Source organism: Flavobacterium terrisoli, assembly GCF_030167905.1.
Lineage (GTDB): Bacteria > Bacteroidota > Bacteroidia > Flavobacteriales > Flavobacteriaceae > Flavobacterium > Flavobacterium terrisoli.
In genome coordinates, this window is record NZ_JARGNA010000012.1 from 22,154 (window position 1) to 36,917 (window position 14,764).

4 protein-coding genes are annotated in these 14,764 nt (G+C 40.7%); all 4 read left to right on the forward strand.

Annotated features, from left to right (window positions below; genetic code table 11):
• Window positions 1-371 precede the first annotated feature (371 nt).
• Window positions 372-9,146 carry a choice-of-anchor J domain-containing protein gene (locus tag P1K33_RS15210; RefSeq protein ID WP_284653847.1) on the forward strand — a complete coding sequence of 2,925 codons (8,775 nt, stop codon included), beginning with the start codon at window positions 372-374 and terminating at the stop codon, window positions 9,144-9,146.
• Between the two features lie 57 nt (window positions 9,147-9,203).
• Window positions 9,204-10,139: a PorP/SprF family type IX secretion system membrane protein gene (locus P1K33_RS15215; RefSeq protein WP_284653848.1), complete on the forward strand. Its 936-nt coding sequence runs from the start codon at window positions 9,204-9,206 to the stop codon at window positions 10,137-10,139.
• An 11-nt stretch (window positions 10,140-10,150) separates the two neighbouring features.
• The gene (locus P1K33_RS15220; protein WP_284653849.1) at window positions 10,151-12,025 is read left to right on the forward strand and encodes an OmpA family protein; all 1,875 of its coding nucleotides are present in this window, start codon (window positions 10,151-10,153) and stop codon (window positions 12,023-12,025) included.
• A gap of 132 nt (window positions 12,026-12,157) precedes the next feature.
• Window positions 12,158-14,764 (forward strand): beta strand repeat-containing protein (locus tag P1K33_RS15225; protein ID WP_369698386.1); only part of this gene is annotated, 2,607 nt, incomplete at its 3' end.

The following is a 14,764-nucleotide window of genomic DNA, read 5'->3' on the forward strand; positions in this document are numbered from 1 at the left end:
TCCTGCACTTGCTATTTTCGTATCTTAGTGTAAGGAAATAAAAATCAATGGCAATCATTATCAGTTATTCTTGTATATCAAGGCTTTACAAGCGATTTTCAATACCGATTTTGTTCTGAAAAAATAGCGTTAATTGGCCCGAAAAGAAGCTTTTTTGCCTTCAAATTGCAAAGATTTTCGCATCATAAACCACTAAAACAGGTTTGTCACCGTTTCGTTTTTGAAACAAACGCTTTTCAGATAAAAAAGAACAAAATTTTGGCAGCAAAATTTCAAAAAACATAAAAATTCCAAATTGATTTTTAAGAGGGGCAACTTCTGAAAAATGAATTTAAAAATGAAATAACACAACCAATTTAATAATTAACAAAATGCAGAAAAATTATCCCTTTTTTGAAACTACATTACCAACACCACTCCATGGTATTTTTCAAAAAAATAATGGTAATGTAAACTCCTTTATTAATACAATATTCCTTCAGCGATTTTTCGTTCTGTTTTTTCTGATTGTAACCAATCTTGGTTATAGCCAATTAATGACAGAACATTTCGAAAGCGGCATACCGGGAACTTGGGCTGTATCCAGTAATTTGGTTACGCCTCCAACGAACAACTGGGTGCATACGCCTGCAGGCGGTTATTCGGGTACCGGTGGTGCTACGGTAAATCCGGCGTCGAATAATACGGTAGGTTCAACCGCTGAATACTTTATGATAACGCCTCAGTTTTTGACGCCTTCAAATGGTCAGATTCGTTTTATGACCAAACAAGGCAGCTTTACCAATAGAGGAGGAACATATCAGGTTAGAATCTCTACAGCGAACCAACCCGATTTGAGTAGCTTTAACGTTACGTTACAAACCTATACGGAAGCCAACTTAAATGTGGCGGCTACGACTTATGAAGAAAAAATAATCAGCATCCCAAGTATCCCGGCTGGGATCCCGGTTTATATTGCTTTTGTGGCCATATCAAATCAAACAGGAACTACAGCAACCAGTGGAGATGCATGGTTTGTTGATCAGGTGCGTGTTATTTCAAGTTGTGAACCGGTAACGAATCCAATGATGGTTCCTTCTTCGGATGGTGTTTCAGTTTCATGGACACATCCGACAGCCACACAATTCGGAATTGATATTGTACAAACAGGAGCGGGTCACAGCGCTACAGGAACTCCGGTTACAGGAACCTCTTATAGTACTAACGGGTTAGCAGCTTCAACAACTTATGATGTTTATATCATTGCCAACTGTGATGCCAGTACTTCGAGTGCATGGGCAGGCCCTTTTACTTTTACAACGACGACAGTTGGTTTAAGCTGCCCTACGGCAATAATTATCCCGCCGGATGTTACAACGACACCTTATACTTTAAGCACCAATTTGGATCAATTTTTTGATGCAACGACCTATGTAGAAATGAACAGTCAGGGAATGGGTTGTCAGCCGGTTGGTCAAACCATGAATTTATTATCAGGAAACCATATTTATCTTTCTTATACCCCTGCCAGTTCAGGGTTAATTAATATTACCCAAGTGGCTAATACAGCTTCAGGCGGTGGTGGCAATAATTGCTACAATACCCTTTCAAGTGTTTTTGTATTTGATGGCTGTGCCGGAGTTGGTACTTCAGCGGGGTGTTTGGGAGCAATAACCACCAGCAATAATGGTGTACCCGTACAAATCCCAAACTTTTATGCACAGGCTGGTCATACTTATTTGTTTGTAATCTCATCACCATACCAGCATACCAATCCTGGTGCGGGAATTTGTTTTACGTTTACTGTTAGTGGTTCAGCTTGTCCTGCGCCATCTCAACCGTCATTGGCTATTGATAACCTGCAACAAACTACTGCCACAGCTTCATGGGATAATGTTCAGAATTTGGTAAGCAACTGGGAATATTTAGTTTTACCGGCTACTCAACCGGCACCAACAGCGGCCCAGTCCGGTACTCCAACCAATACTAATGTAAACAATCCGATATCGAGTCTTACCCCTGGAACGGAGTATAAGTTATATGTGCGTTCTATTTGTGGTACACCGGGGAACTGGTCTGCAGCGAGAGCGTTCACTACACAATGTGATGTTTTACCATTGCCATATTATACAGGATTTACCAATGCGAATAGCTCAAATGGCATTCCTGAACCATGTTGGACTGTTTTGAATTTAAACAATGATTTAAACTTTTTCCACTATGGTCCTAATGCCTTTAGTGAGCCGGTGGCAAAAGTGAGAACATCAACTGCGGGTGAAAACAATGAAGTGTTAGTGTCACCAAAGTTTCATTTAGATGGAGTGACTCAAAAAAGACTTCGATTCAAATACAACATTTATGGCAACTGGGGTCTAATTGTAGACAACCCAACCGGTGGACCTGGTTCGTTTGAAGTAAAACTTTCTACGACGGGAGTTGGAGCCACTAATTTTACCACTACGGTTATTCCTTTGGCATCTTATACTACTGCGTATAACTTTGTTGAAATAATTGTTCCTTTACCGGATATTACAGGAGATATTAATATTGCCTGGATTGTACCACCGGGAGCTTTGCAAACCGGAAACTGGTTATATATCGATGATGTTTATGTAGAAGATTTACCTTCTTGTTCAGAGCCTGCTTATCCAGTGGTTACTCCGGGAACACTAACTACAAATTCAGTTCAGATTTCCTGGACTAATGGTTATCAAAATACACAATGGCAATTGGTAGCTCAACCTTTAGGAACGGGCACACCTACAATGCCTTTTGTTCCGGGAGCTGTTGTGAGCCTTGTGAATACTAATCCATATACTATAACAGGACTAAATCCTTCTACGCAATATGAGTTCTACATGAGAGCTTATTGTGATGCGAATGATCAAAGTGTCTGGGTAGGACCTATTCAATTTAATACTTTGTGTATTGAACAATCTACTACACCGTACTATGAAAGTTTCAATAGCAATGACCCTAACACTAAGAAATTCTGTTGGTCTACCAATAATGCCAATAATGATAATGCCGAATGGATTATCAATGGAACTGATGCAAACATACGACCTCAACCGATTAGCTTTTTTGACCCATTTGTTTCTTATGATGATTGGCTAATCAGCGTACCGGTTAATGCGGTTGGTCCTAAAAGACTCCGATTTAATTATAGGGTAACTGCAGGAGCCGCTCCGATTCCATTATTCCCAAGGGGAAACTTTGAAGTAATCATGTCGTCAACCCTTGATTTTGCTACTTATACGACTTTGATTCCGTTGCATGATTTTACCAATGATAGCTTTATGGAAGATTCGGTTTTGTTTACCGGAACAGGAACTACTTATATTGCTTTCCGTATGCCACCTAATATGCCGAATCCGACACAAACCGGTATCGTTACCATCGACGATTTTATAATCGAAGATGCGCCTGCTTGTCCGAATCCAAATTCGGCTACTTTAACAGTGACCAATGTCACGCCAACTGCAGCCGATTTATCCTGGACACCGGGAGCTACAGAAACACAATGGGAAGTTGTTGTTCAGGCACCACTGTCGGGAGTTCCGACAGGTTCAGGAATTACCGTAAATACAACACCAACCTACCACGCAACGCTAACTGAAAACACCGCTTACGAATATTATGTAAGAGCGATTTGTAATGATACGGAAAGCAGCGAATGGGTTGGGCCATTCCCTTTCAGAAGTACTTGTAATGCTTTGCCAACACCATTTTTGGAAACATTTGATACCACTTCACAAACAGAAACTTGTTGGACGATTTATAACAACACTGCAGACGATAATACCTGGAATCTGAATCAAACGGTACAGCCAATGTTTGGTAACCAGATGGCTGCTTTATTTACTGGTACGAACGGTAACAATAATGATTGGTTAATTACGCCAACGCTTACGGCTCATGCCGGACAAAGGTTACGTTTTTACTATAAAACTTATAGTGAATTTTTTGAAGAGGATTTAAAAGTAATGCTTTCGGTAAATGGCGTGGCTACCAATCAGTTTACAACCATTTTATATGAAAATAATTTTACAACAAATATAGATGCAGCCGGTACTACGGCAGGTACAAATACCATAACAGTTGCCGACGGTAGCGGCGTTCGGGTAGGTGATACATTTTATATCCCTGGTTTCCCAATTCCGTATGCTACAACAGTGACTAACGTTGTGGGGAATACTATAACTGTGTCAGAAGCTGCTACAATTACTATGTCAGGGCCCCTCCATATTGTATTTACCCATGAAGTGATTAACAATACAGAAATGCGTGAAATGGTTATTGATTTAACCAGCATTACCACTGATGCCAACATTAATATAGCTTTCCATACCCCATTTTTTCCACCAAACCCATGGAATTACAGAGGTCAATATACTTTCATTGACAATGTTATCATAGAGGATATTCCGGCTTGTCCATCTGTAATCAATGTTTCAACGTCTAATATCCTGGATGTTTCAGCCGATGTGAATTGGGAAACAGTAGGAACAGCAACTTCATGGGAAATTTCAGTTCAGCCTTATGGTACGCCGGCACCAACCGGAGATACTTTACCAGCTTATTTATATTCTGCCAACGCTCACCCATATACAGTTACCGGATTGACACCGTCAACCCTATACCAATATTATGTGAGAGCGGTTTGTAGTGGTTCATCACAAAGCGAATGGATTGGACCATTTGAAATTTTGACAAAATGTGATTATGCAAACGTATGTATGTATACCATGTCGGTTACCAACGGAGGCACAGGTACTGTTACCGATAATGTTACTGTAATGCAAAATGGAACTGTAATGCAGGCATTGGAATTCCCTGGATTTGGTCAACCTGCAGTTATAGATTACCAGGTGTTCTTATGCTCCGGTGTAGAATTCTCTTTGTACTGGAATGGATTTGGCAGTGGAACACAATATTATGAAGCACAAATTGTCATCAGAGATGAATCCAATAATATTGTTTGGACCAGTCCGTTAGGATTAGGTACCGTAAATACAACATTGTTTACAAGTGTTGCAACCTGTGGTGTGGTAACATGTCCACAGCCAACGAATTTAGCCGTAAACAATCAAGGTGTTTTTTCATGGACACCGGGCGGTTCCGAAACCCAATGGGAAGTTTTTGTACAACCTTATGGAAACGGAACAATTCCGCAATCAGGGACTATCGTTAATACACCATCTTATACTCCGACGGCGGCAGATTTTATAAATGCAGCTGACGGTACTTATGAATTTTTGGTTCGTGCCGTTTGTGGTACTTCAGATAAGAGTTACTGGTCAGGGCCAGAAGTATTTATCAGAAATGATGAGCCGGCAAACGCAGTTCACTTACCAATAAATACCGGATCAACCTGTGAAGTTTCAGGAGCAGATGCTTCCTTTATTTCAGCAACCGCTTCTACAGTTCCAACTTCATGTCCTGGAGTGAACAGTGGCGATATTTGGTATGACTTTGTAGCCACGTCAAAAGTTCATGTGATTGAGTTAAGTGACTTTGCTCCGGGAACTTATTATACCGGAGGTTTTGTTGGTGCCTGGCCACAGATCATGATGTCATTGTATGAAGTACAGGGCGATGGATCTCTTGTGGAAAAAGGATGCAGCAATAACAATTCATTTGTAGCCAAGTATACAAGTGAATTAGTGGTTGGGAATACTTATAAAATCAGATTGACTTTAAATGATCCTGGAACTACGGATAAAACATTCCACATCTGTGTGACTACACCGGAAGATTTGTGTGATATGGATGCTTTCAATTATAGTTTTGAGAAATTGCCGATGCAGTCTGTATCCGGAATTTTAACCATTCTTAATTCAAGGGTCATACCGGGTTGGAGAACCAACACCGATTGGGGAACAATGTTCTTCCTTGAAGGAAATAATATAGGAGTTACACCGTTTGAAGGCGGACAATGTCTTCAGTTAACACAAGATGGAGCAGAAGCATGGAATCCAAGTGATCCAAATATTAAAGGATTATACAAAGATTTTGATACCTCTCAAATTACAATGATGGACTTTAGCTTTGCCAGTGCTACAAGACAAGCGAATGGTACGGGTACTACATTGCAATTGTTTGCCGGACCTCCTTCAGGACCGTTCACGGTAATTGCAGAAGATCATGCCAACAGCGTAAACTGGGATTTGATCCAGGGGACTTATAATATTCCAAGTGGACAAACCACAACACGCTTTATTTTCCGTACAGTAGGAAATGCTATCGGACATCTTTTGGATGCAGCTAATTTCAAAGCGAATGTGAATATCGAAATTGATACAGCTGATACTACCTTAGACTGTGCTACAACTACTATGGCATTTGATGCCAATGGCGTTGGAGTATGGGAAGCGGATGTTAATAATCCGGGGAATACTACTATAGAAAACCCAAATAGTGGTTCAACGAATGTTTCAGGATTTGTTACACCGGGAAGTTACATCTTCCATTGGAAAACAGCTTACTGCGACAGAACAGTAACAATTACCAAACAAGGAATTACAGAAACGGCTCAGGTAACCAATCCGACAGTATATTGTGTGAATGCAGTGGCGACACCTTTAACCGCTACAGTTTCAACAGGAAATACAGTGAACTGGTATACGCAGGCAACTGGTGGCGTTGGAACAGCAATCGCTCCGACACCAAGTACGGCAGTAGCCGGAAATTCACAGGTATTTTATGCCGCAGCAGTAGATGCCAACGGATGTGAAGGACCACGTGCAGAAATTGTAGTTCAGGTAAATGAATTACCAACAGCTACTATTGCCGGAACAACCACAATCTGTGAAGGAGCAACTACTACGATTACTTTTAACGGAACACCAAATGCTGTAGTAACCTATACGGTAAACGCTGGTTCAGATCAGACAATTGCTTTAGATGCAACGGGAACAGCTACATTGACAACTCCAGCTTTAACAGCCAATGCGAGTTATGATTTAGTAAGTGTAGTTTCTACAGGTCCGAATGTTTGTAGTCAATTGCAAACTGGTAATGCTTTGGTAACGGTTGAAACATTACCAACGGCAACCATTTCAGGTTCAACCGCTATTTGTGAAGGTTTAACGACTACAATTACTTTTAATGGTACACCTAACGCAACAGTAACTTATACCGTTGATGGAGGAGCAGCTCAAACTATCGTTCTGGATGCTTCAGGAACGGCAACTGTTACTACACCGGTATTGACCACAGACAGTACTTATGCTTTAGTAAGCGTAATGGCTTCGGGAACTTTAGCTTGTAACCAGGCACAAACCGGCTCAGCTACTGTTACGGTGAACGCATTACCAACAGCTACTATTTCAGGAACAACTTCAATCTGTTCAGGAGCTACAGCAGTAATTACCTTCAATGGAACTGCAAACGCAACAGTAACTTATACTATTGATGGCGGCGGAAACCAAACCGTTGTTTTAGATGGTTCAGGAACAGCAACAGTTACCACGCCGGCGCTGTCTTCAGATAGCACATATACTTTAGTAAATGTGGCTTCGGGTACATCAGTTTGTACTCAAACAGTAACTGGTACTGCAGTCGTGACTGTAGGGGCATTGCCAACAGCTACTATTTTAGGAACTACAGCCGTTTGTCAAAACGCGGCAAATCCAACGATTACATTTACAGGCGCCAATGGCGCCGAACCATATACCTTCACCTATACTATCAACGGTGGGGCAAACCAAACCATAACAACAACAACGGGGAACAGCATTTCTATCAGTGTGCCAACAGCAACAGTCGGAGTATTTACGTATGACTTAGTAAGTGTTGCCAGCACAGGATTAGCATCATGTTCTCAATTACAATCAGGTTCAGCTGTAGTAACAGTTGAAGCTTTACCAACAGCTACGATTTCAGGGACAACAACCATTTGTGCCGGATTGACTGCAACGATTACATTTAATGGGACAGCAAATGCTACTGTAACCTATACAGTAAATGACGGCGCTAACCAAACGATAGTTTTAGATGCATCGGGTACAGCTACAATTGTTACTTCTGCTTTAACCACAACTACAACTTATGCATTGGTAAGTGTAACTTCATCAAGCGTTACCGCTTGTAGCCAAACACAAACAGGCTCAGCGGTCGTAACTGTAAATCAATTGGCTGCGCCAAATGTTACTTTCAGTTATGCTAATGCCTGTATGAATGCGACAACCAGTCCTTTACCGGTATTGACACCAAACTTTACAGCAGGCGGTACTTTCAGTTCTGCGACATTAACGGTTAATCCGACCACTGGAGAAGTTACTACACCAACTGTTGGGTCACATCAAGTAACTTATACGCTTATTGCTAATACAGCTACTTGCACTGATGGTGGAACTTTTACAGCAACAATAGTGATTTCAGCAGGAATTACGCCGGTGACCGGTTTTAGTTATGCGGCTACTTATTGTGCGAATGCTGCGAATGATTTGCCAACAACTCAAGCTGGATTTACAAGTGGCGGAACCTTTAGTGCTGCATCAGGTTTAAGTATTAACCCAACAACAGGTGAAATTAATATTGTAGGAAGTAATGCCGGTACTTATACCATTACATATACAATTCCGGTTGATGCTGCGACTTGTAATGTTGGTGGAACCAGTACTTTCCAAATTACAATTGAATCCGAATTGACTTTTGCTATCGATTTGCATTGTGAAAACAGTATGTTGACGCTTGAAGTGTTTGATGCCAACTTTAATACCGAAACAGCAGGTTACATCTGGACTCAAGGATCAACAACAGTGGCTACCACTGAAGCGTTCAATGTGGATGAATATTTGGCTCAAAACCCAACAGCAACATTACCGATTATTTTTACGCTTTCAGTAACGTCTGGCGGATGTGATTCAGTACAAAGCTTTACCGTAGAAAACAACCCGTGTCGTATAATTCCAAGAGGTATTTCACCAAACAATGACGAGTTGAATGATACTTTCGATTTGACAGGTTATGGCGTAAAAGAGATTATGATATTCAACCGTTACGGTACTCAGGTTTACTCTTTCTCAGGAAACTATACCAACCAATGGAAAGGACAAACGGACGGCGGTAAAGAATTGCCGGACGGAACTTATTTCTATAGTATTCATACTACTGAAGGGGCTACCAAAACAGGTTGGGTTTATATAAACAGAGAATATTAATCAAATAGTTACAGACAGTTTCCCGGGAAGCTTTAAAACATAAAAATGATACACCTAATGAAAAAAGGATATTTAGCACTGGCATTACTATCATTATTCGCATTGGATGCAACTGCGCAGCAAGATCCACATTATACGCAATACATGTATAATATGAACGTTATGAATCCGGCTTATGCCGGTTCAAAAGAAGGCATATCGGGAGGATTACTTTACCGCCAACAATGGGTTGGATTAGAAGGTGCACCAAAAACAGCCACTTTTGCCATCCACAGTCCGGTAGGAAAAAATGTGGGATTGGGATTGTCTGCGATTTCAGATAAAATCGGTCCGGTAGAAGAGACCAACCTGTATGGTGATTTCTCATACACCATCAATTTGGGTGGCCACAGTAGACTGGCTTTCGGTTTGAAAGCCGGGGCCACTTTCCAGAAAATCGGATTGCTTTCTGATATCGGAAACGGCTATACCCAAGATCCTGGCGATTTTGCATTTGATGAAAACAGCAATAACATCAAATTGAACATTGGAACCGGTTTGTTTTATTACACCAATAAATTCTACGCAGCGTTGTCTGTGCCAAATATGTTAGATGGAAAACATCTTGATATTACCCGTAACGGACAGGAATACCAATTTGGAAGCGACACCCAACACTATTTTTTAACCAGTGGTTATGTGTTTGAGTTATCGGCTAACACCAAATTCAAGCCATCGTTTATGTTGAAATCGGCATTTAAAGCGCCTACATCCTTGGATTGTTCGGCTAACTTTTTATTCATGGAGAAATATGAAATCGGCGCAACCTACCGTTTAGACGATTCATTTGGCGCTATGGTGAATTTTGCAGTAACGCCTTGCATCAGAATTGGCTATGCTTATGACCATGTTGTTTCAGATATCAAAGGAACATCTCCTGCTTCTCATGAGTTTATGTTGTTATTTGATTTAAATTTGTCTAAAAAAGTTTCTGTTTCACCAAGATTTTTCTAAAAACACCAACCATGAAAAAAACATATATCACATTTAGTTTGATATTATTGCTAACAGCAAGTTACGGGCAAAATAGCGCAACAGCCAAAGCCGATAAGCTTTTTGAAAGCTATCAGTATGTTGCCGCTATCGAAGAATATCAAAAACTGGCAGAAAGTAAAAATGCCAACGAATATATTTATACGCAATTGGCCGAGAGTTACTACAATGTTTTTGATTCGGCAAATGCCTCAAAATGGTTTGCCAAAGCAACAGCAAAAGGAAAAGCAGATGCGGAAACCTATTACCATTATGCACAAACGCTTAAGAATTTAGGGAAGTATCAGGAAGCCAATAAACAAATGGATGTTTTTGCTAAAATGATGCCGAATGATGCCAGAGCTAAAGAACATTTGGCCAATCCAAATTACATTCCGAGTTTGGCAACCAACTCAAAATTATTTGACGTTGCCGATACCAATATCAAAAGCAAAGGGCAAAGCGATTTCGGAGCTTTGTTAACCAATGACAACACACTTTATTTTGCGAGTACCAGAAACAGTTCAAACAAAACAGACAACTGGAACAAGCAACCTTATTTAGATATTTATCAATCCACCAGAGATGACAAAGGCACTTTTTCTGAGCCTACTCCGGTAAGAGAATTGAACACACCTTTCCATGATGGTCCGGTAACTTTAAGCACTGATGGCAACACCATGTTTTTTGCCCGCGATGGCCACAGTGAAGGTCAATATGAAAAAAGCAAAAAAAGCAATATCAAAGTTGGTCAACAAGGCATTTACAAAGCAACAAAAGTAGACGGGAAATGGGGTAATGTTGAGGCTTTGCCAATGAACAGCACCAGTTATTCTGTGACCAATCCGAGTTTGAGCAAAGACGGCAAGACTTTATATTTTGCGTCTAACATGCCTGGCGGATTAGGAGAATCTGATATCTGGAAAGTGTCTGTTGAGGCTAATGGTTATGGAAAACCTCAAAATTTGGGGCCCAATGTAAATACGGCCGACAAAGAAAATTTCCCATTTATCGCTGAGGACAATACCTTGTATTTTGCCACTTTGGGCAGACAGGGAATGGGTGGTTTTGATGTTTACAAAACCAATGCGAATGGTTCAGAACCGGCTCAAAATCTAGGTAAACCAGTAAACAGTGAGAAAGATGATTTTTCATTCAGCTTTAATAAAAATGCCAATATTGGTTATTTTTCTTCTAACAGAAATGGGAATGATGCGATTTATTTGGCAACGCCAATTTGCAAAGCAGAAGCCATTGTATTGGTAACCAACAGCAAAACAAAAGCAGTTTTAGCTAATGCTTCCGTTTCTATTTTAGACTTAAAAGGAAATGTAATTGCGACTGAAAAAACCAATGCGGAAGGAAAAGTGAGTTACCCAATCGAATGTAACCTTGGTTATGGATTACAGGTTGCGGCTCAAAATTTTGAAACGGCAACTTCGGCGGTTAAAGCAGTTAAAGCTGGCGAGACTTTAGTTGAGGTAGAATTGGTGCCTTCATCGGTAATCATTACGGATACGGAAGTGATTTTGAAACCGATTTATTTTGAATATGACAAAAGCAATATCACTGCTCAAGGTGCCGTAGAATTGGATAAGTTGGTTAAAGTAATGCAGGACAATCCGTCTATGGTGATTTATGTAAAATCACATACCGACTCCAAAGGAAGCCTGAATTACAATTTGAACTTATCAGAAAGAAGAGCACAATCAACCGTTCAGTATTTGATTTCCAAAGGAATTTCACAAGGACGTATTTCCGGAAAAGGATTTGGAAGTACAGAGCAAAAAATTAAATGCGGAACCAATTGTACCCAAGAGCAAGATGCCCAAAACAGACGTTCTGAATTCTTAATTGTAAAAAAATAGATTCTAAGGATTTAAAAATAGAATGCCCCAGTCATTTTTGCAGATTTTGGTTAATTAGTTTAATGATTGGATAATGATAGCTGATCCCGATGAAATTTGGGATTGGCTATTGTGCATAAATATGATGATTTAATGATGAAAGCTTTAAAGTTAATATTAGCGCTGATTTTTGCCCAAATAGCAATGGCTCAGACAGAACCCAATGATTGTGTCAATGCTATTGTAGTGTGTGGAAATGGCACTTTTTTTTCTAATGCCAGCGGTATTGGAAATGCACAGGAGATTAATGCGTGTGGTGGTTTAGAGAGTAATTCGATTTGGATGGAAATCAATATTGCCTCATGGGTAGTGCCAAATTCTACACTGGGTTTTAATTTGATTCCGGATGATCCGAGCATTACAGTTGACTATGATTTTTGGGTGTTTGGTCCAAATCCTGTTTGTGGTGCTTTAGGAGGACCTATACGATGTAATACCATTAATCCACAGCAGGCAGGTTTGCTTAATAATATTACCGGAATGAACGGGTCAACAATAGCTACCCAAGCTGGCCCCGGAGCAGGGACACCGCCAAACAATACCGGATATGTAAGATGGTTGAATGTACAACCAGGTCAAACGTATTATATTGCCATTGACAGGCCTAATGGTAATGGCGGCTTCCAACTCAATTGGATTGGTACAGCTACGAATGGCGCGGGTGCTTTTAATCCGCCACCGACGGCAAATTCTGTTCCGGATGTAATGACTTGCAGTAATACACCCAACGTTGGGATATATGATCTCAATTCAGTCAGACCGCTGATTAATTCGGACACCACAAATAATACGATTACTTTTCATCCCTCTATAGGTGATGCCGTAGATAATACGAATGAATTACCTGATATTTATTCCAATACTTCCAATCCCCAATCGATTTGCGCCAGAATAACCGATAATATTACGGGTTGTTATTCTACTACCTGCTTTAATTTGGTCGTGAATTTGGTGCCTACAGCAACTGTAAGTATTTCCAGCTCTACCATTTGTGAGGGTGATTCTGTTACCGTTACTTTTACGGGAACTCCTAATGCAACTTTTGATTATACAGTCAATTCGGGCCCAACACAAACCACGCTTTTAAATGCTTCGGGAACTTTTACTTTAACGCAGTCTCCTGCTTCTAATACTACTTATACCATTACGAACGTAAGAATGTTGGATGCATCAGGAACTACAATTTGTTCACAACCACTCAATCAATCGGTGTCTGTTACGGTGAGTCCATTACCAACAGCCTCTATTTCGGGAACAACCACAATTTGTTCCGGAACAACGGCCGTGATTACTTTTAACGGGACACCCAATGCAACAGTAACTTATACTATTGACGGTGGGACTAATCAGAATATTGTCTTGAACGGCGCAGGTACGGCTGCTGTTACGACTCCGGCATTAACTGTAGATAGTACTTATGATTTAGTAAGTATTGCAACAGCAGCACCATTGGTTTGTAGTCAGGCACAAACAGGTTCAGCGACAATAACGATTAAGCCATTGCCAACCGCTGCAATATCAGGATCAACATCAGTTTGTTCAGGTTCAACCACAACAATTACATTTGCCGGAACGCCCGATGCAACAGTTACATATACTGTTAATGGCGGAAGCAACCAAACTATTGTTTTGGACGGAACCGGTTCAGCAACATTGACTACACCGGCATTAACGGTAAATACAACTTATGCTTTAGTAAGTGTTGCCACTTCAGGAACACCAGTTTGTACTCAGATTCAAAGTGGTTCAGCAGTAATAACGATTAGTTCTCCACCAACAGCAACAATTTCGGGTACAACCACAATTTGTTCCGGTTCAACCACAGTGATTACTTTTAACGGAACGCCCAATGCAACTGTTACTTATACGGTTAATGGCGGTTCTAATCAAACCATAGTTTTAAACGGATTGGGTTCAGCAACATTGACTACTCCGGTATTGACTGCGAATAGTTTTTATTCTTTGGTAAGCGCCACTTTACCAGGAACACCACCGTGTAGCCAGCCGCTGGTTGGTATTGCCACTATAACTGTTAATCAGTTGCCAACCGTAACGATTTCAGGAACTGCAATTATGTGTTCTGGTGATACTGCATCAATTACATTCAGTGGAACGCCTAATGCTACGGTAACTTATACCATAAATGGTGGAAGCAACCAAACGATTGTTTTAGATGCTACAGGTGCTGCCAATATTACTCAAGTATTTACTACAGACACTACTTATGCTTTAGTGAGTGTGACTTCTTCAGGAACTCCGGTTTGTAGCCAGTCGCAAGTAGGTACAGCTACAATAACGGTTCTTCCATTACCAACCGCAACCATATCGGGAACAACTACAATTTGCTCCGGAACGACAACAACAATCACATTTAATGGTACGCCAAATGCGACTGTTACTTACAGTATCAACAGCGGAGCCAATCAAATCATCGCTTTAAATGCTAGTGGTACTGCTATTTTAACTACAACAATATTAACGGCCAATACTACTTATGCTTTAGTAAGCATAACATCTTCCGGAACACCTGCCTGTAGTCAAGGATTAATTGGTACGGCTTTAGTAACGGTTCTTCCATTACCAACAGTTACGATTTCGGGGACCACGACAATTTGTTCGGGAGGCACAACAGTGATTACGTTTAATGGTACGCCAAATGCTACGGTTACTTATACGGTAAATAGCGGCGGCGGCCAAACG